Genomic DNA, 22,154 nt, shown 5'->3' on the forward strand with positions numbered 1-22,154 from the left:
GAGTCAGCCGCCGTACGTCCGCGCACAGACGCGGCTCACCTGGCTGTCCGGCGTCCAGCCCCCGTACCGCTCACCGAGCGCGCACAGCTCCGCGCCCGTGTCCGGCAGCGCCACCGGGGGAGCCGGGACGGACGGCGCGGGGGCCGGCGGTACGGACCGCTGTACGGCCGCACGCCGACGTGGCGGCTCGGGCGGCGGCCGGACCGCTTCCGACACGGCGGGCGGTTTCGGGGGCGGCGTACGCGCGTACGGCGCCCCCGCCGCCTCCAGGGCCTCGCGCGCCGGCGGCTGCGCGATCCGCGGGGCCACGGTGACCGCGGGCGATGCCTCCCGTACGGCTCCCCCGCCCGCCCCGGCCACGGGCTCCACCGCCACACAGGCCGACACCCCGCCGACCGCCACACCGAGCAGGAGGACCGCTGTCGTTCTCGTTCGCCGCGTCACCGGGCCAACTCTGCTGACCCGCCGCCGAGTCGGGGACGTAACGGCCCGGTGTGACCCGCACGGGTGACACCGCCCGCCCGTGGGTTGCCGCCCCCACCCGGGCGTCGCCCACCTGCCGCCGGCGTACCGCCCGTATGCTGCGGATCAGGGTCCGCGAGGCGGACCCCCGCACACCGGCGCGCGAGATCCGGACCGCGGCAAGGCGACAGGGAGACCCACGTGAAGGTCGGCTGCATAGGGCTCGGGGACATCGCCCAGAAGGCGTATCTGCCGGTGCTCACCACGCTGCCCGGGATCGAGCTCCACCTGCAGACCCGGACCCCCGCCACCCTCACCCGGGTCGGCGAGATCCACCGCGTCCCCGCCGGGCGACGCCACACCGACCTCGGATCGCTGCTCGCCGAGGGCCTGGACGCCGCCTTCGTCCACGCTCCGACCTCCGCCCACGCCGAGATCGTCACCCGGCTGCTGGAGGCCGGTGTGCCGACCTTCGTCGACAAGCCCCTCGCGTACGAACTGGCCGACTCCGAGCGTCTCGTCACCCTCGCCGAGGAGCGCGGGACGAGCCTGGCCGTCGGCTTCAACCGGCGCTTCGCGCCCGCCTACGCGCAGTGCCTGGAACATCCCCGCGAGCTGATCCTCATGCAGAAGAACCGCATCGGACTGCCCGAGGACGCCCGCCTCCTCGTCCTGGACGACTTCATCCATGTCGTGGACACCCTGCGCTTCCTGCTCCCCGGCCCCGTCGAGCACGTCGACGTCCGTGCCCGGATCCGCGAGGGGCTGACGCACCACGTCGTGCTCCAGCTCTCCGGCGACGGCTTCACCGCGATCGGCATGATGAACCGGATGAACGGCTCGACCGAGGAGATCCTCGAAGTCTCCGGGCAGGACACCAAGCGGGCCGTCCACAACATCGCCGAGATCGTCGACCACAAGGGCCAGCCCAGCGTCCGCAGGCGGGGCGACTGGGTGCCGGTGGCCAAGCAGCGCGGCATCGAGCAGTGCGTACTGGCGTTCCTCGACGCCGTACGCGCAGGGAAGACGCTCAGCGCCCGGGACGCTCTTTCGACACATGAGCTGTGTGAGCGGGTGGTTCTTGCCGCCCGCGCCCAGGCCGTCTGAGCGCCCGGGTCCCCTCGAAGGCGCAGAGGGCGGCGAGCACGGCCAGCGCGCCGTAGAGCGGCCAGGCGCCCAGATCGACGAACGCGGTCGTGCCGCGCGCCAGCGGAACGTCGTAGACGGCGCTGGTGCTGCGGTCCGTGCCGAGCTCGGGTCCGACCCGCGTCCCCTCCGGGCCGTACACCGCGCTGACACCGGTCAGTGTGGCGTGCACCGTCGGGCGGCCGGTCTCGGCCGCCCGCAGCGCGGCCAGTGTGGAGTGCTGCTCGGGCGCCCAGCTCTGCTGGAAGGTCGACGTCGACGACTGCGCCACGAGCAGTTGCGCGCCGTCCCGAACCAACTGCCGGCTCATGTCGGGGAAGGCCGACTCGAAGCAGATCAGCGGGCCGATCCGCAGTCTCTCCCCCTGACCCGGCACGGGCAGCACCATCACCACCTGATGCTCGCCGCGCCTGCGGTCCTGGGACGCCGCCTTGCCGACCGATGTCGCCCAGCCGAGCGCGTCGCGCATCGGGATGTACTCGCCGAACGGCACCAGCCGCATCTTGTCGTAGCGATCGCCGGTCAGGCCGTCGGGACCGACCAGCACGGCGCTCTTGAAGATCCCCGTACGCCCCGCCTGGTCGGAGCCGGGAGCGTCCATGTTGACCAGGATCGGCGCGCCCACCCGGCGTGAGAGCGTGGCGAGACGGTCCGCCAGATCGGGCCGGAGGGTGAGATCGCGGCCGACGCTGCTCTCGCCCCACACCACGAGATCGAGACTCCGCCCGCCGAGCGTGCGCGTCAGCTCCTCGCTGCGGACGAAACGGCGCTCGACCCCGTCGATGACACCGGGCTGGACGACGGCGATCCGGGCGTGCCCGGCGTTCCCGGGAAGCGGTGCCCAGACCCAGGCGACGGAGACCGCGAAGGCGCACCCCACGAGACCCGCCACCCCGACCGCACGGGCCGAGGTGACCGTCAGCAGCACCGTCAGCGCGGTGTTCACGGCGACCACCAGAAGGGTCACCAGCCACACGCCGCCCACCGAGGCGAGCCGCAGCGCGGGCGGCACGTCCCACTGACTGGCGCCCAGCAGCCCCCAGGGACCGCCCAGACCGTCGAAGGAGCGCACCGTCTCGATCATCAGCCAGCCCGACGGGATCACCACCACGGCGGCGAGCGCACGCCGGACCGACGGACGCCCGCGCAGCAGCATGCGGACCAGCCAGCCCCAGGGCGCCCACAGCAGCCCCAGGAACCCGCCCAGCACCACGATGAACACATGCAGGCTCGGGATCAGCCACTGATGGACGGCGAGCATGAAGCCCAGCCCGCCGATCCAGCCGTCCAGCAACGCGCGGCGGCCGGTCGGAGCCGTGCGCAGCAGCATCATCCACGGCACGAGGGCGATGTAGGCGAACCACGCGAAGTTCGCCTCCGGAAAGGCGAACGCCGGCAGCGCACCGGCCACCAGGACCACGCATCCTCGCCACACCGGCGATTCCAGCCGCCGGACCCATGTCTCCCGCCGGCCGACGGAAACCTGCATGCCGCGCCCCCTCGTCCCGCCCGTGGGCGGTGCAGATCAGCGGTACGGGTCAACGGCGCCGATCGGCCTCGGGCCGGTCGGGGTCACTGAACGTGCCGGTGGGCAGTGCCTTCCGGATCAGTGTGAGGGAGAGAAGGCGCGGGGAGACAGAGCGCACCCCGGTGTGTCCGCCCGTTGTCACATCGGCCAGGGGAGGTACCGGCCCCCGGGGGAGCACCGGGGGGAAGGCGGCGGTCGCCGCCGGGGGGTCAGCCGCCTGCCGTACCACCGGGGCCGCGCCGCGCCTTCTCCCCGGCCACGACGGTGCGCAGCCGCCAGCCGTCCTCGGTGCGGACGAGGCCGAAGGTGTAGCGGCTGATGGCGAGCGTCGTCTCGCCGGACACCGGGAACATCGTGCTCAGGCAGTCGGCCCGTACGTCCGCGCGGTCGCCGCCCGGATATCCGTCGAGGTTCTCGAAGGTCGCGCGGCGGTTGCCGATCAGATGCTGGCGTACGGGGAAGCCGCCGAGGACGCCGGCCAGCCAGTCGGCCACCTCCGCCGCCGACCCCTCGATCCCGCCGGCGGCCCGGTGGTCGGCGTGTCCGTCGGGGGTGAAGAGCGCGAGGAAGCCGGGCCAGTCGCCGTCGTCCATGGCCGTCGCGTAGCCGCTGATCACCTCGTCGACAGCCAGCCGGTCCATCACGGTCGCGAGATCCACACGCTGCGTCATCTGATCAGTCTCCGGCAGCGCGGGCCCCAGGCCAAGGGGTGGGCGCATCCGCCGGTCGTCCGGTCGGCCGCGCCCGTCACCGATTCGGGGGCTCGGACCATGCGAAAGGCCCGGGCCCGCGGTGTCACCGCGAGACCGGGCCCGACTCCCGACTGTCGAAACGCGCCCCTGGGCGTACGTCCTAGGCGGCCTCGTCGACCGCGTCGTGCAGGGCCGCCGCCCATTCCAGCAGCAGGACCTCGTACTCCTCGGCCGGCCACGTGCCGTCGGCCGCTTCGACCAGGGCGCGGATGCGCTCGTTGGCCGCGACGGCGCCGGACGCCGCGGACGCGGGGGAGGAAGTTGTGGACATACGGCAACCGTACGGGCCCCCGCGCCGCTCCCGGGCCGTTCCGGGAGCGGGATAGCTCACACGGGGACAGCGCAACCCCACGGTGCGTCAGCTCGGAGCCCTGTCGTGGCAAGGGTTCCGGCCGTCACCCGGCGGTTCGGGACCGGGTGACGGCCGGGACGTGTCCTTGAGCACACCGGGCCCGTACGACGGCCCGGACGAGGGTTTGGGACGGGGTTTGGGGCGCTGTTTGGGAGAGGGGGCCGGAGAGCCGGCCCCGCCCGGTCAGCCGGCGGACTCGCCCGCGTGCGGGCTCAGGGTGTCCGTACCGACGAGGGCGAACAGCAGTATGCCGAGCAGGACCCGGTAGATCACGAAGGGCATGAAGCTCTTGGTGGTGATGAACTTCATGAACCATGCGATAACTGCATATCCCACGACAAAGGCGATGATGGTGGCGAAGATCGTCGGCCCCCAGGAGACATGCCCCTCGCCCGCGTCCTTCAACTCGAAGGCGCCGGAGGCCAGTACGGCCGGGATGGCCAGCAGGAACGAGTAACGCGCCGCCGCCTCACGCGTGTAGCCCATCAGCAGACCACCACTGATCGTCGCGCCCGACCGCGAGACACCCGGAACCAGCGCAAGGGCCTGGCAGAACCCGAAGATCAGACCGTCCCTGACGCCCAGTTCCTTCAGCGTCTTGCGCTCCTTGACGGCGCGGTGCTTACCGCCCGCCTCGTCGCGCGCCGCCAGCCGGTCCGCGATGCCGAGGATGATGCCCATCACGATCAACGTCGTCGCGATCAGCCGCAGATCACGGAACGGCCCCTCGATCTGATCCTTGAACGTCACCCCCAGCACACCGATGGGGATCGAGCCCACGATCACCAGCCACCCCATCTGCGCGTCGTGGTCGGCGCGCAGCGCCTTGTTCGTCAGCGAGCGGCACCAGGCCGAGACGATCCGGGCGATGTCCTTGCGGAAGTAGATGAGGACCGCCGCCTCCGTACCGATCTGGGTGATCGCGGTGAACGCCGCACCCGGGTCGTGCCATCCGGCGAACGCCGCGGTGAGCCGCAGATGCGCGCTGGAGGAGATGGGCAGGAACTCGGTCAGCCCCTGGACGAGTCCGAGGATGAGTGATTCGAACCAAGACATTGGGTGCTACGCCATCCAAGAAAAGATCGTGCACCGGCCGGTGTGAACACGGGGCAGTGGCGGGTTGCGGACTGGATAAGTTGGCGCGCGGAATCGCTCGTCTGCGCGGGTGTATGGGGGTGCCCATCACGCGCCGGTCTGGGGCAGCGTAGCCGTTGATGATTATGGGACGGCGCCAACCCCCTGCCCGGACGCCGTACGCCCGGCCGCCCGGCCGCGGGACGCACCGCGACCGGCGCCGCACCGAGGGCGACACCTGGCTCGAAAACGAGGGTCGGAAAGGGGTTGTTGAGGGGGTCGCTAGGGGGCGCATAGGGGTGCACTCAGGGGGCGTACGGCAGAGAGGGCAAGGTCACACGGGTCCAACCTGATGGCTCCTGAAGGCCCTGCCCTACCATCTCGGCCATGACGCTCCTGCCCGACAGCGGGCTATCGCTGGCAGCTGAGTTCCCCGAACCGACCCATGACCAATGGCAGGGTCTGGTGGAGGGGGTACTCCGGAAAACCGGTCGGAACGTCTCGGGGACCGACGCCGAGGACGCACTCTCGACAACCATCGAGGACGGGCTGACCACCCGTCCCCTCTACACCGCCGCCGACGATCCCGGGGACGGCGGCCTGCCGGGCTTCGCCCCGTTCACCCGGGGCGGCACCCCCGGCGGCCCGACACCGAGCGGCTGGGACGTACGCCAGCGCCACGCGCGCACCGACGCGGCGCGCACCAACGAGGCCGTACTCGAAGACCTGGCGAACGGCACCACCTCGCTCTGGATCGCCGTCGGAGAGACGGGCGTGCCGGTCTCCGCACTCGGCGACGCCCTCGACGGCGTCTATCTCGACCTCGCCCCCGTCGCGCTCGACGCGGGGGACGAATTCCCGGGCGCCGCCGCCGAGTTGCTGCGTCTCTACGACGAACGCGACGTCCCGCGCGACCAGGCGCGCGGCACCCTCGGCGCCGACCCGCTCGGACGCCTCGCCCGCACCGGCGAGGAGACCCCCGGCCTCCAGGACGCCGCCGCCGAACTCGCCCGGCTGTGCGACCAGGAGTACCCCGGACTGCGCGCCCTCGTCGTCGACGCGCTGCCCTACCACGAGGCCGGCGGCTCGGCCGCCCAGGAACTCGGCTGCTCGCTCGCCGCCGGTGTCGCCGCGCTGCGCGACCTCGACGCCGCGGGGCTCTCCGTCGAAGCCGCCTGCGGCCAGCTGGAGTTCAGGTACGCGGCCACCGCCGACCAGTTCCTGACCATCGCCAAGCTGCGCGCCGCGCGCAGGCTCTGGGCCCGTGTCGCCGAGGTCGCCGGAGCGGGACCGGCCGGCGCCGCACAGCGCCAGCACGCCGTCACCTCCTCGGTGATGATGACCCGCCGCGACCCGTGGGTGAACATGCTGCGCACCACGGTCGCCTCGCTGGCCGCCGGGGTCGGCGGCGCCGACTCCGTGACCGTGCTGCCCTTCGACCACACACTCGGGCTGCCGGACGGCTTCGCCCGGCGCATCGCCCGCAACACCTCGACCATCCTCATCGAGGAGTCCCACCTCGGCAGGGTCATCGACCCGGCGGGCGGCTCCTGGTACGTCGAGAAGCTCACCGACGACCTCGCGCACGCCGCCTGGGCCTGGTTCCAGGAGATCGAGCGGGCCGGCGGCCAGCGCGCCGCGCTGCGGGGCGGCCTCGTCGCCGAACGCCTCGCCGCGACCTGGGCGACCCGCTCCGAGAAGCTGGCCCGCCGACGCGAACCGGTCACCGGTGTCAGCGAGTTCCCCCAGCTCGCCGAGGTCCCCGTCGTACGCGACACACCGCCCCCGGCCCCCGTCGGCGGACTGCCCACCGTCCACCGCGACGACGCCTTCGAGGCGCTGCGGTCCCGCTCCGACGCCCATCTCGCCGCGACCGGCGCCCGCCCGCGCGTCCTGCTGGCCGCGCTCGGACCGGCCGCCGCGCACACCGCCCGCGTCACGTTCGCCTCGAACCTCTTCCAGTCCGGCGGCATCGAACCGGTCCACGACCCGGTCACCGTCGACGCCACCACCGTGGCGGCCGCCCTCACCGCCAGCGGCGCGACCATCGCCTGCCTCTGCTCCAGCGACCCGCTCTACGCCGAGCAGGCCGCGGAGGTCGCCGAAGCACTGAAATCGGCCGGAGCCACCCGCGTGTACCTCGCGGGCCGCCCCGGCGAACAGCGAGAGACCCTCACCCGGGCCGGAGTCGACGAGTTCGTCGCCATGGGCGTCGACGCCGTCGCCGTACTCTCCGCCGCCCTCGACCACCTTGGAGTGGCGCCATGACCGTCCCCGATTTCACCGGCATCGACCTGGGCCCCGCCGCGGCCACCGGCGCCACCGAGGACCAGTGGCGCTCCGCCGTCAAGGAGACCACCGGCAGGAGCGACGCCGACCTCGTCTGGAACACCCCCGAGGGCATCGACGTCAAACCGCTGTACACCCGGGAGGACCTCGCGGGCCTCGACTTCCTCGGGACGTACCCCGGCATCGCGCCGTATCTGCGCGGCCCCTACCCGACGATGTACGTCAACCAGCCGTGGACGATCCGTCAGTACGCCGGATTCTCCACCGCCGAGGAGTCCAACGCCTTCTACCGGCGCAACCTCGCCGCCGGGCAGAAGGGCCTCTCCGTCGCCTTCGACCTGCCCACGCACCGCGGTTACGACAGCGACCACCCGCGTGTGACCGGTGACGTCGGCATGGCCGGCGTCGCCATCGACTCCATCTACGACATGCGCCAGCTCTTCGACGGCATCCCGCTGGACAGGATGACCGTGTCGATGACGATGAACGGCGCCGTCCTGCCCGTGCTCGCGCTCTACATCGTCGCGGCCGAGGAACAGGGCGTACCGCCGGAGAAGCTGGCCGGGACCATCCAGAACGACATCCTCAAAGAGTTCATGGTCCGCAACACCTACATCTATCCGCCCGCGCCCTCGATGCGGATCATCTCCGACATCTTCGCGTACACCTCGCAGAAGATGCCGCGCTACAACTCCATCTCCATCTCCGGCTACCACATCCAGGAAGCCGGCGCGACGGCCGACCTGGAGCTCGCCTACACCCTCGCCGACGGCGTGGAGTACCTGCGCGCCGGACTCGACGTGGGCCTCGACGTCGACGCGTTCGCGCCCCGGCTCTCCTTCTTCTGGGCCATCGGCATGAACTTCTTCATGGAGATCGCGAAACTGCGCGCGGCCCGGCTCCTCTGGGCCAGGCTCGTCAAGAAGTTCGACCCCAAGAACGCCAAGTCCCTCTCGCTGCGCACCCATTCGCAGACCTCCGGCTGGTCGCTCACCGCCCAGGACGTCTTCAACAACGTCCCGCGCACCTGTGTCGAGGCGATGGCGGCCACCCAGGGCCACACCCAGTCGCTGCACACCAACGCGCTCGACGAGGCGCTGGCCCTGCCCACCGACTTCTCCGCGCGCATCGCCCGCAACACCCAGCTCCTGCTCCAGCAGGAGTCGGGCACCACCCGTGTCATCGACCCGTGGGGCGGCAGCGCGTACGTCGAGAAGCTGACGTACGACCTCGCGCGCCGCGCCTGGCAGCACATCGAGGAGGTCGAGGAGGCCGGCGGCATGGCGCAGGCCATCGCGGCGGGCATCCCCAAGCTCCGGATCGAGGAGGCGGCGGCCCGTACCCAGGCCCGGATCGACTCCGGACGCCAGCCGGTCATCGGCGTCAACAAGTACCTCGTCGAGACCGACGAGCAGATAGAGGTCCGGTCGGTCGACAACTCCTCCGTACGGACACAGCAGATCGCCAAGCTGCGTCGGCTCCGCGACGAGCGCGACGAGGCCGCCTGCCAGGACGCGCTGCGCGCGCTCACCGGCGCGGCCGAGGCCGGATCGACCCGGGGCCTCGACGGGAACCTGCTGGCCCTCGCCGTGAACGCGGCCCGCGCCATGGCCACCGTCGGTGAGATCTCCGACGCCCTGGAGAAGGCGTACGGGCGCCACTCCGGCCAGATCCGTACCATCTCCGGTGTGTACAGGAACGAGGCCGGCACGTCACCGGCCGTCGAGCAGACCCGGGTCGCCGTCGAGGAGTTCGAGGAGGCCGAGGGGCGCCGCCCGCGCATCCTGGTCGCCAAGATGGGCCAGGACGGCCACGACCGCGGCCAGAAGGTGATCGCCACCGCCTTCGCCGACCTGGGCTTCGACGTCGACGTCGGCCCGCTGTTCCAGACGCCCGGCGAGGTCGCGCGGCAGGCCGTCGAGGCCGACGTGCACATCGTCGGGGTGTCGTCGCTGGCCGCCGGACACCTCACGCTGGTGCCCGCCCTGCGCGAGGAACTCGCCAAGGAGGGCCGCGAGGACATCATGATCGTCGTGGGCGGTGTGATCCCGCCCGGTGACATCGACGAACTGCACCGCGCGGGCGCCGCGGCCGTCTTCCCGCCCGGCACGGTCATCCCCGACGCCGCGCAGGACCTGCTCACGACCCTGGCCGGCGCTCTCGGCCACGAGCGGTGAGCCGGTGGCTCCTCGGAACACCATCGACATCGACGCCTACGCCAAGGGCGTGCTCGACGGCTCCCGTTCGGCCGTCGCGCGCGCCATCACCCTGGTGGAGTCCACCCGGGCCGACCACCGCGAACTCGCCCAGCGGCTCCTGACCGCGCTGCTGCCGTACTCCGGCACGGCGCGCAGGATCGGCATCAGCGGTGTGCCCGGCGCCGGCAAGTCCACCTTCATCGACGCCCTCGGCACCATGCTCACCGGCCTCGGGCACCGGGTCGCCGTCCTCGCCGTCGACCCCTCTTCCACCAGGACCGGCGGCTCCATCCTCGGCGACAAGACGCGCATGGAGCGCCTGGCCGTCGACCCGGCGGCCTTCGTCCGGCCCTCACCCACGGCGGGCACCCTGGGCGGCGTCGCGAAGGCGACCCGCGAGACGATCATCGTGATGGAGGCGGCCGGTTACGACGTGGTGCTCGTCGAGACCGTCGGCGTCGGCCAGTCGGAGACAGCCGTCGCCAACATGGTCGACTCCTTCCTGCTGCTGAGCCTCGCCCGCACCGGCGACCAGCTCCAGGGCATCAAGAAGGGCGTGCTGGAGCTGGCCGACCTCATCGCCGTCAACAAGGCGGACGGGCCGCACGAGAAGGACGCCAGGTCGGCCGCGCGTGAACTCGCGGGCGCCCTGCGGCTGATGCACCCGGTCGACGCTGCCTGGACGCCGCCCGTGCTGAGTTGCAGCGCCCGCGAGGGAACGGGGCTGGACGCCGTCTGGGAGCGCCTGGAACAGCACCGCAAGGTCCTGGACACCAGCGGGCGCCTCAAGGGCAAGCGGAGCGACCAGCAGGTCGACTGGACCTGGTCGATGGTCCGGGACCATCTGCTGGACCGGCTGCGGAGCCATCCGGGCGTACGGTCCCTGGCCCCCGGGCTCGAACAGGCGGTACGGGAGGGCACGTTGACGGCCACCCTGGCCGCCGAGCGGATCGTCGAGGCGCTGGAGCTGCCGGTGGACGCCGAAGGAGGGGCACGGTGACCACGGGCGCTGCCGGGGCCCCCGACGCGCCTTCGACGGGCGGCCTTCCCCAGGAGGACGACACCGTTCTCGTACGGCGGGAGGGCCGCGCCGGGCGTCTCACGCTCAACCGGCCACGCGCGCTCAACGCGCTCACCCACACGATGGTGTCCCGTATCGACGCCGCGCTCACCGCGTGGGAGGGCGACCCCTCCGTACACACGGTGGTCGTGGACGGCGCCGGGGAGCGCGGGCTGTGCGCCGGCGGCGACATCCGCGCGATCCACGAGGACGCGCTTACGGGCGGTACGGCCTCGCCCGCGTTCTGGCGCGACGAGTACCGCCTCAACGCCCGGATCGCCCGCCACGAGGGCCCGTACGTCGCCTTCATGGACGGCATCGTGATGGGCGGCGGCGTCGGCGTCTCGGCGCACGGGAACGTCCGGATCGTCACCGAACGCTCCAGGGTCGCCATGCCCGAGACCGGCATCGGCCTCGTACCGGACGTCGGCGGTACGTATCTGCTCTCCCGGGCACCCGGCGAACTCGGCACGCATCTCGCGCTCACCGGTGCGGCGGTGGGCGCGGCCGACGCCATCCTCTGCGGTCTCGCGGACCATTTCGTCCCCTCGGACCGGCTGCCCGCCCTGGCGGCCGAACTCGCCTCCACGGAGGTGCCGGTGGCGCTCGGGCGCCACGCGGCGCCGCCGCCCGGGGGCGAACTGGCCGCCGACCGCGCCTGGATCGACACGTGTTACGCGGCGGACTCGGTGGAGGAGATCGTGGACCGGCTCTTCGGCTGCGGTCACCGGGCGGCGAAGCAGACGGCGGAGACCATCCTCACCAGGTCCCCCACGGCCCTGAAGGCGACGCTCGCCGCCCTGAGGGGCGCGCGGGCGCTGGGCACGCTCGAAGAGGTGCTGGACGCGGAGTACCGGGCGTCCTGCGCGGCGCTGCGCACGCCGGACCTGGTGGAGGGGATCAGGGCTCAGGTGATCGACAAGGACCGGATGCCGCACTGGGCGCCGGCGGAGCTGGAACTGGTCACCGACGCGGACGTGGCCCGCTTCTCCGCCGTACCGGCGGGGGGAGACCTGGGGCTGGCACGGCCGGAGGCCGTTTCCTAGCCTCTGTGCACTCCCGGCCCTCGCTTCCCTCCTCGCCCTCGCGTGGCCTCTCGGCCTTCGTCCACGCGTCCTCTGTAAGGAGGACGCGTGGAATCAGGGCCGGGGCTTGTTCGCGAACACCCAGCGGTTGCCCTCCAGCGCGTCGTTCCGCTCGGGCCGCGGGCCGCGCCCGTGGCGGTGGGTGAAGTGGAACGGGGTGTGGACCTCCGCGGACCAGCCCTTGCCCACCAGGTCCGCCGCCGAGTCGGGCCGCGGCTCGCCGTCGAACAGAGTGAGCAGGTCGATACCGATCTGCTCCCTCGTGGCGGTGTAGAGCGCGCTGTCGCGGTACGCCAGCAGGTCCTTCTCCAGCTTGACCTCGTACGCGAGAGCGCTTCCGCCCGCACTCAGCCGGTCCACCGTGTCGATGAGATAGGTCTCGGCGGTGACCGGCAGATAGAACAGCAGCCCCTCGGCCAGCCAGACGCTCGGCGCGGTCGGGTCGAACCCGGCGCCGGTCAGCGCGCTCACCCAGTCGGCACGCAGATCCACCGGGATCGGCACGCGCGTCGCGCTCGGGGTGGCCGACAGCGCGCCGAGCACCTGGTGCTTGAACGCCAGGACGCCTTCCCTGTCGATCTCGTAGATCACGCAGTCGGAGGGCCAGTCGAGCCGGAAGGCCCGCGCGTCCAGCCCCGCCCCGAGCAGCACGACCTGGCGGGCGCCTCCCGCGCGCACCGAGTCGAGCAGGAAATCGTCCAGCACCCGGGTCCGCAGACCGAAGTAGCGCGCGAAGCGCCCCCACAACGGGTTCGCGTCCCCGTCCGGTACCTGCCGGATATGGACGGGCCAGCCCGCGCACGCCGGCGCGGCGCGCACGAAGTGCTCCGCGTACACGTCCTGCGCCAGGCTGTCGGGGCGATGGGTCTCGATCGCCCGCGCCGCCGCGACCAGCAGGGCGGTCACCCCGACACCCCCGTCCACGCCTTCCGTACCGGTGCTCCGATGCAGTGTGCCGGTCATGCGTCCTCCGTGGGTACGAGCAGGGACCGAGGACGGGGCGTGCGCGGAAGCCGCGCGTCCGTCGCACCGCCGCCCTCCGGAATGAGGACGGGCTTGACCACACGGCCCGCCTCGCAATCGCGTTCGGCCTCGTTGATGTCGGCGAGCGGATACGTACGGATCAGTTGGTCGAAGGGGAACAGCCCGGCCCGCCAGAGCCCGGTCAGCCGTGGGATCAGCAGCCCCGGCACCGCGTCCCCCTCGCAGATGTGGGAGATTCGCCGGCCCCGGTCCAGCGTCCCCGGTTCGAGCGGCAGCGCGGTGTGGAGCCGTGCCACCAGGCCGAGGTGGCCCGTCGGGCGCAGCGCCCGGAGCGCGTCGTTGATCAGCCGGGCGGAGCCGGTGGTGTCCAACGCGTACCGCGCCCCGCCCTCGGTCAGCCGTTGGACACGGCCGGGCAGACCGGTCGGCGCCGCTTCCAGCGGCACCGCGCCCAACCGCTCGGCGAGGGCCAGCCGTTCCGGATGGCGGTCGACGGCCACGGTGACCGCCCCGGCGGCGGTCGCCGCCATCACCGCGGCCAGGCCGACGGCTCCCACGCCGAAGACCGCGATCGTGTCGCCGGGGCCGACGCGGAAGGAGTTCAGGACCGCTCCGGCGCCGGTGAGGAAGCCGCAGCCGAGCGGTCCGAGCAGTTCGAGGGGCAGCGAGCGGTCGACCCGCACCGCGTTGCGGGCCGGGACCATCGCGTACTGGGCGAAGGAGGACTGGCCGAACCAGCGGGGGGCCAGTACGCCCCCGGCCGCGTCGGTGAACCGGGCCGCGTTCTCCGCGCGCCCTCCGAAGAGGTTGAGCGCGGCGAAGGAGTCGCAGTAGGCGGGGGCCGCGCCCGTACAACTCCGGCAGTGTCCGCAGGAGTCGAAGCTCAGCACGACATGGTCGCCGATGCTCAGACCGGTGCCCGGGCCGCCCGTCTCCACCACGACGCCCGCCCCCTCGTGGCCGAGCACGGCGGGCAGCGGCGAGCGGCCGGCCGAACGGCGGACCGCGAGATCGGTCCGGCACATCCCGCAGCCCGCGATCCTCACCAGGATCTCGCCGTCCGCCGGTCCCGAGTCGAGGATCACCTCCTCAAGGGCGAAACGCCTCTCGTACGAGCGCAGGACCGCCGCGCCGAAACGCCTCCTCACGCCGCCCCCGGACGGTGCACGACGAACGGCCGGAGATTCCCGTAGAGCCCCCACGGCCCGCCCGCGACGCCGACACCGCTGTCCTTGATGCCCGCGAAGGGCTGGGCGAGGGAGAGTTCCGCGTGGTGGTTGATCCACGCCGTCCCGCACTCCAGCCGGTCGGCCACCGCCTCGGCCCGGTCGGGATCGGTGGCCCAGACGGAGCCGCCCAGCCCGAAGCCGGTGCCGTTGGCCGCCTCGACGGCTTCGTCGACGTCCCCGTACGGGAGCACCGGCAGGACCGGGCCGAACTGCTCGTCCGTCACCACGGCGCAGTCGGCCGGGACATCGGCCAGGATCGTCGGCGCGTAGAAGTAGCCCGGCCGCTCCAGCCGGTGACCACCGGCCACGGCACGGGCGCCCGCCGACAGGGCCTGGTCAACGCACCTCTCCACCCTGGTCAGTTGGGCGGCGTTGTTGACCGGCCCCAGCCGCGAGTCCGGGTCGAGCCCCGGTCCCACGACGACCGCCCGGGCCTGCTGGGCCAGCGCGTCGACGACACGTGAGTAGAGCCGGGCGGGTGCGTAGACCCGTTTGACCGCCATACAGACCTGACCGCAGTTGCGGAACGCCGCCCAGAACAGCCGCTCCGCGATCCGCTCCACATCGACGTCGTCCAGCAGGACGGCGGCGTCGTTGCCGCCCAACTCCAGGGTGACCCGGGCCAGGGAGGCCGCCGCGCCCTCCGCGACGGCCCGCCCGGTGGGGACCGAACCGGTGAAGGTCACATGACGGATCCCCGGGTGGGACGCGAGACGGGCGCCCAGCGGTTCAGGACCGGTGACGACCGTCAGTACGTCCTCGGGGAGGGCGCCGGCGACGACGGACCCCAGCAGACGGGTGGCGAGGGGCGTGTACGGGGAGGGCTTGAGCACCACCGTGTTCCCCGCGGCGAGCGCCGGCGCGAACTTCGCCGACGCGAGCTGGAGCGGGAAGTTCCAGGGAACGATCGCGGCGGTGGGCCCGAGCGGGCGCCAGCGGATCTCGCTCCGCACCGGCCGGCCGTCCGTGATCCTCTGCGGCCCGGGCACCAACTCGGCGAAGTAGCGCAGGCGCGCGGCCGTGCGGGCGATCTCCGCGTACGACTCCGCCAGGGGTTTGCCCTGTTCCCGGGTGAGCAGGGGAGCGAGATCGGACCCGGCCGCCTCGACGGCGTCGACGGCCGCGAGCAGTGCCTTGGAACGGGCTACGGGGTCGGACCGCCAGCCGAGCCAGGCCTCATGAGCCCGGTCGACCACGGCGTCCAGCTCGTCCGGCCGCTGGGCGGGAGCGTCGTCGAAGGCCTCGCCCGTCGCCGGATCGATGACGCTGAAGCGCTCACCGCCGGCCGCCGTCGCGCGGGCGGGGCGTCCGGTCGCCATGCCGGCGGTCAGCTCGCGGCGGCGACGGTGGCCGCGTGTTCCTCGGCATGCCGGTCCATCTCCGCCCGGAAGGCGGCCACCAGATGCGGCTGGATCCTCCCGGTCGTACGGTCACCTCCCTCGCAGACCGCCCCGCGTACCCCCACGATGTCCGTGCCGATGCGCGTCAGCTCGCCGAGGTCGGCCACCTTGACGCTGCCCGCGAGGGCGGCGAGCAGACCGGACTCGTGGGCCAGTCTGACGAACTCCCCGCAGACGTCGGGCGGTACGTGGTCGAAGAGCCGCGACCCGTCCTTGACCGCGGTGTCGAGCATGGCGGCGTCGGAGCCGGACCGCCGGGCGATGTCGGGCAGCGAGAGCGGGTTGACGCAGCCGATCCGATGGGCGTCCGCGTAACCGGAGGCGACGACGAACGCGTCCGGCCGGTGGTCCTTCACGGCCCGGACGACCCCGCGCATGACATCGGTGGCCTGCTCGGGCGTCGTGCACCCGTAGAGGCCGACCTTGATGTACGTGGCGCCGGAGACCACCGCGCCGAGCGCGGCCTGGGCCACCGTGCCCGGCTTGTACGGTACGTCCCCGACCGTCGCGGACACCGGCCTGTCCGCCGGGACCGCGTCACGGATCGCCCTGATCACCCAGGGGAAGTTGGCGCCGAGCGAGCCCTCGGCAGGTCTTTTCACATCGACGATGTCGAGGTGTTCGGCGGCCTTCGCGCAGTCGAGGGCCTCTTCGACACTGTCGGGAGAGATGAGGAGCAACACCGTGGATTCCTTCCACCGCGTGTCCCTCTGCCGAAGGGCCGGGGCCGCGGAGTCGTCTGGATCACGTGCGGTCCGCTCATCATCGCCGGAGCGCGATCAGCACCGGCAGGGCGCGCGGAGTACCGAACGGGTCACTGCGCTCCCCGCCCCACGCCCCCCAGCGCGCGCAGGAGGTCACACGGGACGCCGCACATCCCCTACGGCACCGGCTCCGGAACCCGTTCCTCCGTAGGAGGCCGGGGCGCCGCTGCGGGGCGCAGACGGTGGCGTTTGCGCCAGGCGACCACCGCCGCGGCGGCCCCCGTCAGCACGATGAACCCCATCGAGAACAGGAACGCCGGCGACGTCGGCGACCCCGCCTGGCTCCCCGCGACCACGTACGCCGCGGTATTCGGGATCGTCCCGAGGGCCGTCGCCAGCAGATACGGCCCCCAGCGCATGCGCGATATCGCCGCGCAGTAGTTGGCGGCCTGGAACGGCACACCGGGGAACAGCCTGATCACCATCATCGAACGGAAGCCGTGCTTGCTCAACTGCCCGTCCGCCGCCGTCAGCCAGCGGCCCCGCAGCAGCGGACGCAGCGCCTCCTGACCGAGGAAACGGCCGAGTCCGAAAGCGATGGCACCGCCCAGCACGGTGCCCGCCATCGCCGCCGGGAGGCCCAACTGCGAACCGAACAGCGCGCCCGCCGCGAGGTTCAGCAGCGGACGGGGGACGAAGGCCGCCGTGCAGAGCCCGTACGCGAGGGAGAACAGCACCACGGCGGCGCCGCCGCTCAGCTCCGGCCAGCCGGCCGATACGAGCTTCTGTGGCTCGTAGACAAGCACAGCGGCCCCCGCGCACGCCAGCACGAGAACCAGAAGAGAGAGTCTGGACCAGGGTGAGAGCAGCACCCTTGTCCAGCGGACCGTGAGGCCGGCGAACGACCTGTCGACAGGGTCGAGCATGCGGGGAGACTAACCGACGAAGAGTGGTGATCGTCGTCAAGGGCCGGGAGACAAGGGCCACTCGGGCACCGGGCGGTCCGGCCGAGGACGTACACGCTCCGCCACGCGTTGTCGGTGGCGGCGCATAACCTGCATGTCATGACGCTCGCACCGCCGCCCAGCGCGCTCGCCGACACCGTTCTCGGACGGCTCACCGTCGCGTACGCCACAGCCGCCGATCCCGTACGGGCCGAGCGGTCGGCGGCATATCTCAAGGGCGTCGCCCCCTTCCTCGGCATTCCCGCGCCCGAACGGCGCGCGCTGTCACGGCAGGTGCTCGACTCGCTGCCCGCTCCCGACGAGACGGACTGCGTGGCGATCGCGCTGCGCTGCTGGGAGCTGCCCGAGCGGGAGTACCAGTACTTCGCGATCGACTATCTCCGCCGGTACGTCGGGCGTCTGTCGTCCGGCTTCCTCCCCGTCGTACGGCACCTGGTCTCCACGGTCCCCTGGTGGGACACCGTCGACCTCCTCGCCGTCCATCTCGCCGGCGGGCTCGTCGCCGCCGACCACGCGCTGGTGCGGGAGATGGACGCCTGGATCGAGGACGAGCACCTGTGGATCGCCCGCACGGCGCTGCTGCACCAGCTCGCTTACAGAGAGGCCACCGACACCGAGCGGCTGTTCCGCTACTGCCTCCGGCAGTCCGGGCACCCCGACTTCTTCATCCGCAAGGCGATCGGCTGGTCCCTGCGCGAGTACGCGAAAACGGACCCGGCGGCCGTCCAGAACTTCGTGGCGGGCGCCAGGGACCGGCTCTCGCCCCTCTCCGTACGCGAGGCGCTGAAACACCTCTGAGCCGCGGCCGGAGGAAAACCTGTCGACGGCCCGCCACCGGTCGGACATCATCGACGACATGTTCCGGTACGCCTTCCACGCAGCGTCGTCCGCGGTCGCGGACGCGCCGAAGGCTGCCGCATTCCTCGCAGCGGACGCCGAAGCGGCGGCAGCGGAAGCTGCCGCGGCGGCGCCCCTCGACGGCGCCCGAAGCTGACCCTTCCCGGATCGTCCGGCGGACCCCGCAGGGGGAGGGTCGGCAAGGCCCCGGGGGTCCTCTACACGCTTCGAGTTCCCGGAAGGAACACGTCAGCCATGCCCAAGACGGCATACGTGCGCACCAAACCACACCTCAACATCGGCACCATGGGCCATGTCGACCACGGCAAGACCACCCTGACCGCCGCCATCACCAAGGTCCTCAGCGAGCGCGGGAGCGGCACCTTCGTGCCGTTCGACCGGATCGACCGGGCCCCGGAGGAGGCGGCGCGCGGCATCACCATCAACATCGCGCACGTGGAGTACGAGACGGACACCCGGCACTACGCCCATGTCGACATGCCCGGACACGCCGACTACATCAAGAACATGGTCACCGGCGCCGCCCAGCTCGACGGCGCGATCCTCGTCGTGTCCGCGCTCGACGGGATCATGCCGCAGACCTCCGAGCACGTGCTCCTCGCCCGCCAGGTCGGCGTCGACCACATCGTCGTCGCCCTCAACAAGGCCGACGCGGGCGACGACGAGCTGACCGACCTGGTCGAGCTCGAAGTACGCGAACTGCTGAGCGCGCACGGGTACGGCGGGGAGAGCGTCCCCGTCGTCCGGGTCTCCGGACTCCGGGCGCTGGAGGGCGACCCCCGCTGGACCGAGGCCGTGGTGGCGCTGCTCGACGCGGTCGACACCTATGTGCCGATCCCCGTCAGATACACCGACGCGCCGTTCCTGCTCCCGGTCGAGAACGTCCTCACCATCACCGGGCGCGGCACGGTCGTCACCGGCGCCGTCGAGCGCGGCACGGTACGGGTGGGGGACCGGATCGAGGTGCTCGGCGCCGAGTCCGGCCCGCAGCTCAGCACGGTCACCTCGCTGGAGACCTTCGGCAAGCCGATGGAGTCCGCCGAGGCCGGTGACAACGTGGCGCTTCTGCTGCGCGGCATGGCGCGCGACGCGATCCGCCGGGGGCATGTGGTGGCCGCGCCGGACAGCGTCGTACCGAGCCGGCGATTCACCGCGCGGGTGTACGTCCTGTCGGCGAAGGAGGGCGGACGCACCACCCCGGTCACGACGGGCTACCGGCCGCAGTTTTTCATCCGCACGGCGGACGTGGTCGGCGACATCGACCTCGGCGAACTCGCGGTCGCCCGACCCGGTGACACGGTCTCCCTGACCGTCGAGCTGGGCAGGGACGTGCCGTTGGAGTCGGGTCTCGGCTTCGCGATCCGCGAGGGCGGGCGCACGGTCGGCGCGGGCACGGTGACCGAGCTGATCTGACCGGCCCGGCCGGGCCTCGCCCGTCTCCTCCACCCGGAGGGGCGGGCGCGGTCGGCCCCGTCGGACCCGGCACGCACAATGGGACGGTGAGCGAAGCCATTCCCGTCATCCGGACCGTCGACCACGGCACCGCCCGGCTGCTGCCCGACGTGGACCGCGAGCGTGCCTGGCTGTTGACGGTCGACGGGGCGCCCCAGTCCTACGTCGACCTGGACGAACCGACCCATCTCGAATTCGAGTACACCCGGCGCCTCGGGCACGTCCTCGACTGCGCGGCCGACGAGGGCGACCCGCTCGCCGTCCTCCATCTCGGCGGCGGAGCCCTCACCCTGCCCCGCTACGTGCACGCCACCCGGCCCGGCTCGACGCAGGACGTGGTCGACGCCGACGGGGCGCTCCTCGCCCTGGTCGCCGAGGAGTTGCCGCTGCCGGACGGGTCCGGGATCGCCGTGCACGACGCCGACGCCCGCGCCTGGCTCGCCACGGCGCCGGACCGCTCGGTGGATCTGCTCGTCGCCGATGTCTTCGGGGGCTCGCGGGTGCCCGCCCATCTGACGTCCGTGGAGTACGCCCGCCTCGCCGAGCGGGTGCTACGGGCCGACGGCCTCTACGCGGCCAACCTCGCCGACGGCGCGCCGTTCACCTTTCTTACCTCCCAACTGGCCACCTTCGCCTCGGTGTTCGAGGAGACGGCGCTCATCGCCGAACCGTCCGTGCTGCGCGGACGCCGGTTCGGCAACGCCGTACTCCTCGCCTCGCACGCGCCGATCGACACGGCGGCGCTGGCCCGGCGGACCGCGTCGGACGCCTTCCCGGCGCGTGTCGAACACGGCGCGTCCCTGCGGCGGTTCACCGGAGCGGCGCGGGTCGTACGGGACGCCGACGCGGTCGCGTCGCCCGAGCCGCCCGAAGGGGCGTTCAGCATCGGCTGAGAGCGCGGGCCCCGCCCTCGGGCGGGGCCCGTCGGCTACTTCGCCAGCCGGACGGTGCTCATGATCTTCATCAGTGTCTCGTCCGGGATCTCGTCCTCGACGCCCCTGGCGCCGTACAGCACCCAGGTCGTGAAGTCGCCCTTGGCGTTGGTGAAGGTGAAGGCGATCGACTTGCCGTCGGTGTCGCACTTCTCCTTCTTCGGCAGGCCCGTGCTGGCGGCCGTCGAGTAGTGCCCCTTGAGTCCGGCCTTGGTCGTGTAGGCCTTGGACTTCTCGACCTTGATCGCCTTCTGCTGCTCGGCCTTGCTGGCCTCCTGGGCGTACGCGGCCCAGACCCAGCTGCCGGACTCGTTGCTGGCGGCGGTCGCCGTGTCCTTGGCCCCCTTGCCGCCCTTGGTGCCCGTACCGCCGAGGCCGACGTCCTCCATCGTGCCGTCCTGGTCGCTGTCCTGCTCGCACCAGTTGGTCTTGAGGAAAGCCGGAGCGGAGAAGGTGATGGCGGGCGAGCCGTCGCCCTTCTCGACATCCTCGAAGCCCGAGAAGGTGTCGGGCTTCTCGACCACCCAGTCGGCGGGAACGTCGAACTGCGTCCCGTGGTTGGGGTTGGTCACGACCTTCCAGCCCGCGATGGTGGGCTTGCCGACACTCGAACCGTCGCGCGGGTTGTCCGGGGCCGACGGCTTCGTCTTCGGCTCCTTCGACTCGGACGCCTTGGGGTCCTCGGCGACGTTCGAGCTCTCGTCGTCGCCCTGCATCACGAAGAAGCCGGTGGCGGCGGCCGCCACGACGACCGCGGCCACGGCGATGATCGCGACCGTCCTCGTGCGCTTCCTGTCCTGCGAGGGATCGGGACCGCCGGGGCCGCCCGGCCCGCCCGGCTGCCCCGGGACCGCGTACTGCGGCACGGTCGGCTGCTGGTATGGGTTGGGCTGGTGGGGTCCCGGCTGCTGCGGGTACCCGGGCTGCTGCTGGTAACCAGGCTGCTGGTACCCCGGCTGTTGATAGGGATTCGGCTGCTGGTACCCCGGCTGCTGGTACGGGTTCGAATTCGGATCCTGCGGGTTTGGCTCGCCCCCGGGCGGCTGCTGTCCTGGCCACATGGCGAGTAACGATAGAGGGGCCGTCCCCGCGCTGCTACGGCCGCCCTGTCGCAGGATGGCAACTGATGCTACCCGTGAGTAATATCAGGTTGTATGACTTCTGATCGGATGACCGTCGGCGAGATGCTCGCCGCCACCGTTCCCATGGCGAAGACCCTCAACATCGAGTTCCTGGAGACCTCCGCCGACCGTGCCGTCGTACGGCTGCCGGACCAGCCCGCCTTCCACAACCATGTGGGAGGCCCGCACGCGGGCGCGATGTTCACCCTCGGCGACACCGTCAGCGGCGCCGTCGTGCTCGCCGCCTTCGGCGACCAGCTGAGCCGCGCCGTACCGCTCGTCGTCAAGGCGGAGATCGGCTACAAGAAGCTCGCCAAGGGAGTCGTCACGGCGACCGCCACCGTGGACCGGCTGGTGGCGGAGGTCGTCGCCGAACTCGACGGGGGCGGACGTCCCGAATTCCCCGTCACCGTCGTCTTCACCCGCGAGGACGGCGCCGTCACCGGTGAGATGACCATCGTCTGGACGCTGCGTCCCCACGCCTGACCCGGCCGGCGCCGACGACCGGGGCCGGTCATCGGCGTCTGTCGCGCACCGGTAGGCTGCCCGGCGAGCGCCTGGAA

At 72.1% G+C, this 22,154-nt stretch carries 19 protein-coding genes and 1 pseudogene; 9 read left to right on the top strand and 11 right to left on the bottom strand.

Annotated features, from left to right (window positions below):
• Window positions 1–3: 3 nt before the first annotated feature.
• Window positions 4–444 carry a hypothetical protein gene (locus tag ACFWU9_RS23935; RefSeq protein WP_384321606.1) on the bottom strand — a complete coding sequence of 147 codons (441 nt, stop codon included), beginning with the start codon at window positions 442–444 and terminating at the stop codon, window positions 4–6.
• Between the two features lie 219 nt (window positions 445–663).
• Here ACFWU9_RS23935 and ACFWU9_RS23940 point away from each other — a divergent pair, with 219 nt between their 5' ends.
• The gene (locus ACFWU9_RS23940) at window positions 664–1,569 is read left to right on the top strand and encodes a Gfo/Idh/MocA family protein (RefSeq protein ID WP_384321608.1); all 906 of its coding nucleotides are present in this window, start codon (window positions 664–666) and stop codon (window positions 1,567–1,569) included.
• Here ACFWU9_RS23940 and lnt read toward each other — a convergent pair.
• The 4 genes from lnt to ACFWU9_RS23960 all read right to left on the bottom strand — a co-directional run bounded on the left by lnt (window position 1,493) and on the right by ACFWU9_RS23960 (window position 5,296).
• On the bottom strand, window positions 1,493–3,097 hold the full coding sequence (gene lnt / locus ACFWU9_RS23945) for an apolipoprotein N-acyltransferase (protein WP_384321610.1): 1,605 nt from the start codon (window positions 3,095–3,097) through the stop codon (window positions 1,493–1,495). The two genes, ACFWU9_RS23940 and lnt, sit on opposite strands and share 77 nt — an antisense overlap.
• A gap of 248 nt (window positions 3,098–3,345) precedes the next feature.
• Window positions 3,346–3,807 (bottom strand): nuclear transport factor 2 family protein, encoded by a 462-nt coding sequence (locus tag ACFWU9_RS23950; RefSeq protein ID WP_384321612.1) that lies wholly within the window; start codon window positions 3,805–3,807, stop codon window positions 3,346–3,348.
• A gap of 181 nt (window positions 3,808–3,988) precedes the next feature.
• The gene (locus ACFWU9_RS23955) at window positions 3,989–4,159 is read right to left on the bottom strand and encodes a hypothetical protein (protein WP_384321614.1); all 171 of its coding nucleotides are present in this window, start codon (window positions 4,157–4,159) and stop codon (window positions 3,989–3,991) included.
• Between the two features lie 264 nt (window positions 4,160–4,423).
• Window positions 4,424–5,296, bottom strand: a complete 873-nt coding sequence (locus ACFWU9_RS23960) for an undecaprenyl-diphosphate phosphatase (protein ID WP_384321616.1) — start codon at window positions 5,294–5,296, stop codon at window positions 4,424–4,426.
• A gap of 405 nt (window positions 5,297–5,701) precedes the next feature.
• Between ACFWU9_RS23960 and mutA the strand changes: the two genes are divergently transcribed.
• From mutA to ACFWU9_RS23980, 4 genes are read left to right on the top strand one after another with little or no spacing between them, the layout of a single operon-like run.
• Window positions 5,702–7,582, top strand: coding sequence for a methylmalonyl-CoA mutase small subunit (mutA, locus tag ACFWU9_RS23965; protein ID WP_384321617.1), 1,881 nt, complete (start codon window positions 5,702–5,704; stop codon window positions 7,580–7,582).
• A complete protein-coding gene (scpA, locus tag ACFWU9_RS23970) occupies window positions 7,579–9,780 on the top strand; it encodes a methylmalonyl-CoA mutase (RefSeq protein ID WP_384321619.1) in 2,202 nt (733 codons plus the stop codon). The genes mutA and scpA overlap by 4 nt, the downstream gene beginning before the upstream one ends.
• A gap of 4 nt (window positions 9,781–9,784) precedes the next feature.
• Window positions 9,785–10,801: a methylmalonyl Co-A mutase-associated GTPase MeaB gene (meaB, locus tag ACFWU9_RS23975; protein WP_384321622.1), complete on the top strand. Its 1,017-nt coding sequence runs from the start codon at window positions 9,785–9,787 to the stop codon at window positions 10,799–10,801.
• A complete protein-coding gene (locus ACFWU9_RS23980) occupies window positions 10,798–11,907 on the top strand; it encodes an enoyl-CoA hydratase/isomerase family protein (RefSeq protein ID WP_384321625.1) in 1,110 nt (369 codons plus the stop codon). The genes meaB and ACFWU9_RS23980 overlap by 4 nt, the downstream gene beginning before the upstream one ends.
• Window positions 11,908–12,000: 93 nt before the next feature.
• Here ACFWU9_RS23980 and ACFWU9_RS23985 read toward each other — a convergent pair whose 3' ends face one another.
• The 5 genes and pseudogenes from ACFWU9_RS23985 to ACFWU9_RS24005 all read right to left on the bottom strand — a co-directional run bounded on the left by ACFWU9_RS23985 (window position 12,001) and on the right by ACFWU9_RS24005 (window position 17,189).
• Window positions 12,001–12,909: a class I SAM-dependent methyltransferase gene (locus ACFWU9_RS23985; protein WP_384321628.1), complete on the bottom strand. Its 909-nt coding sequence runs from the start codon at window positions 12,907–12,909 to the stop codon at window positions 12,001–12,003.
• 77 nt (window positions 12,910–12,986) lie between these two features.
• Window positions 12,987–14,078: pseudogene (locus tag ACFWU9_RS23990) on the bottom strand (NAD(P)-dependent alcohol dehydrogenase); the annotation flags it as partial.
• Window positions 14,075–15,478: an aldehyde dehydrogenase family protein gene (locus ACFWU9_RS23995; protein WP_384321630.1), complete on the bottom strand. Its 1,404-nt coding sequence runs from the start codon at window positions 15,476–15,478 to the stop codon at window positions 14,075–14,077. The gene ACFWU9_RS23995 and the pseudogene ACFWU9_RS23990, both read right to left, overlap by 4 nt.
• Window positions 15,479–15,486: 8 nt before the next feature.
• Entirely contained in the window at window positions 15,487–16,242 is a 756-nt protein-coding gene (locus ACFWU9_RS24000) for a (5-formylfuran-3-yl)methyl phosphate synthase (RefSeq protein ID WP_384321632.1), read from the bottom strand.
• A gap of 197 nt (window positions 16,243–16,439) precedes the next feature.
• Window positions 16,440–17,189 carry a TVP38/TMEM64 family protein gene (locus ACFWU9_RS24005; RefSeq protein WP_384321634.1) on the bottom strand — a complete coding sequence of 250 codons (750 nt, stop codon included), beginning with the start codon at window positions 17,187–17,189 and terminating at the stop codon, window positions 16,440–16,442.
• 138 nt (window positions 17,190–17,327) lie between these two features.
• Here ACFWU9_RS24005 and ACFWU9_RS24010 point away from each other — a divergent pair, with 138 nt between their 5' ends.
• The 3 genes from ACFWU9_RS24010 to ACFWU9_RS24020 all read left to right on the top strand — a co-directional run bounded on the left by ACFWU9_RS24010 (window position 17,328) and on the right by ACFWU9_RS24020 (window position 20,431).
• Window positions 17,328–18,026, top strand: coding sequence for a DNA alkylation repair protein (locus ACFWU9_RS24010; RefSeq protein WP_384321636.1), 699 nt, complete (start codon window positions 17,328–17,330; stop codon window positions 18,024–18,026).
• A 294-nt stretch (window positions 18,027–18,320) separates the two neighbouring features.
• Entirely contained in the window at window positions 18,321–19,499 is a 1,179-nt protein-coding gene (tuf, locus tag ACFWU9_RS24015) for an elongation factor Tu (RefSeq protein WP_384321638.1), read from the top strand.
• Window positions 19,500–19,585: 86 nt separating this feature from the next.
• On the top strand, window positions 19,586–20,431 hold the full coding sequence (locus tag ACFWU9_RS24020) for a spermidine synthase (RefSeq protein ID WP_384321640.1): 846 nt from the start codon (window positions 19,586–19,588) through the stop codon (window positions 20,429–20,431).
• Window positions 20,432–20,466: 35 nt separating this feature from the next.
• Here ACFWU9_RS24020 and ACFWU9_RS24025 read toward each other — a convergent pair whose 3' ends face one another.
• The gene (locus tag ACFWU9_RS24025; RefSeq protein ID WP_384321642.1) at window positions 20,467–21,531 is read right to left on the bottom strand and encodes a hypothetical protein; all 1,065 of its coding nucleotides are present in this window, start codon (window positions 21,529–21,531) and stop codon (window positions 20,467–20,469) included.
• A 108-nt stretch (window positions 21,532–21,639) separates the two neighbouring features.
• On the opposite strand from ACFWU9_RS24025, the gene ACFWU9_RS24030 reads away from it, so the two are divergent.
• Window positions 21,640–22,077, top strand: a complete 438-nt coding sequence (locus tag ACFWU9_RS24030; protein WP_384321660.1) for a DUF4442 domain-containing protein — start codon at window positions 21,640–21,642, stop codon at window positions 22,075–22,077.
• Window positions 22,078–22,154 lie beyond the last annotated feature (77 nt).

This window comes from Streptomyces sp. NPDC058653 (genome assembly GCF_042716895.1).
Taxonomy (GTDB): domain Bacteria; phylum Actinomycetota; class Actinomycetes; order Streptomycetales; family Streptomycetaceae; genus Streptomyces.

Bases quoted from the DNA above. Each gene is read 5' to 3' on its own strand.
- lnt (WP_384321610.1), bottom strand. From the start codon at position 3,097: ATGCAGGTTTCCGTCGGCCGGCGGGAGACATGGGTCCGGCGGCTGGAA.
- ACFWU9_RS23950 (WP_384321612.1), bottom strand. From the start codon at position 3,807: ATGACGCAGCGTGTGGATCTCGCGACCGTGATGGACCGGCTGGCTGTC.
- ACFWU9_RS23955 (WP_384321614.1), bottom strand. From the start codon at position 4,159: ATGTCCACAACTTCCTCCCCCGCGTCCGCGGCGTCCGGCGCCGTCGCG.
- ACFWU9_RS23960 (WP_384321616.1), bottom strand. From the start codon at position 5,296: ATGTCTTGGTTCGAATCACTCATCCTCGGACTCGTCCAGGGGCTGACC.
- mutA (WP_384321617.1), top strand. From the start codon at position 5,702: ATGACGCTCCTGCCCGACAGCGGGCTATCGCTGGCAGCTGAGTTCCCC.
- scpA (WP_384321619.1), top strand. From the start codon at position 7,579: ATGACCGTCCCCGATTTCACCGGCATCGACCTGGGCCCCGCCGCGGCC.
- ACFWU9_RS23985 (WP_384321628.1), bottom strand. From the start codon at position 12,909: ATGACCGGCACACTGCATCGGAGCACCGGTACGGAAGGCGTGGACGGG.
- ACFWU9_RS23995 (WP_384321630.1), bottom strand. From the start codon at position 15,478: ATGGCGACCGGACGCCCCGCCCGCGCGACGGCGGCCGGCGGTGAGCGC.
- ACFWU9_RS24005 (WP_384321634.1), bottom strand. From the start codon at position 17,189: ATGCTCGACCCTGTCGACAGGTCGTTCGCCGGCCTCACGGTCCGCTGG.
- ACFWU9_RS24010 (WP_384321636.1), top strand. From the start codon at position 17,328: ATGACGCTCGCACCGCCGCCCAGCGCGCTCGCCGACACCGTTCTCGGA.
- tuf (WP_384321638.1), top strand. From the start codon at position 18,321: ATGCCCAAGACGGCATACGTGCGCACCAAACCACACCTCAACATCGGC.
- ACFWU9_RS24025 (WP_384321642.1), bottom strand. From the start codon at position 21,531: ATGTGGCCAGGACAGCAGCCGCCCGGGGGCGAGCCAAACCCGCAGGAT.
- ACFWU9_RS24030 (WP_384321660.1), top strand. From the start codon at position 21,640: ATGACCGTCGGCGAGATGCTCGCCGCCACCGTTCCCATGGCGAAGACC.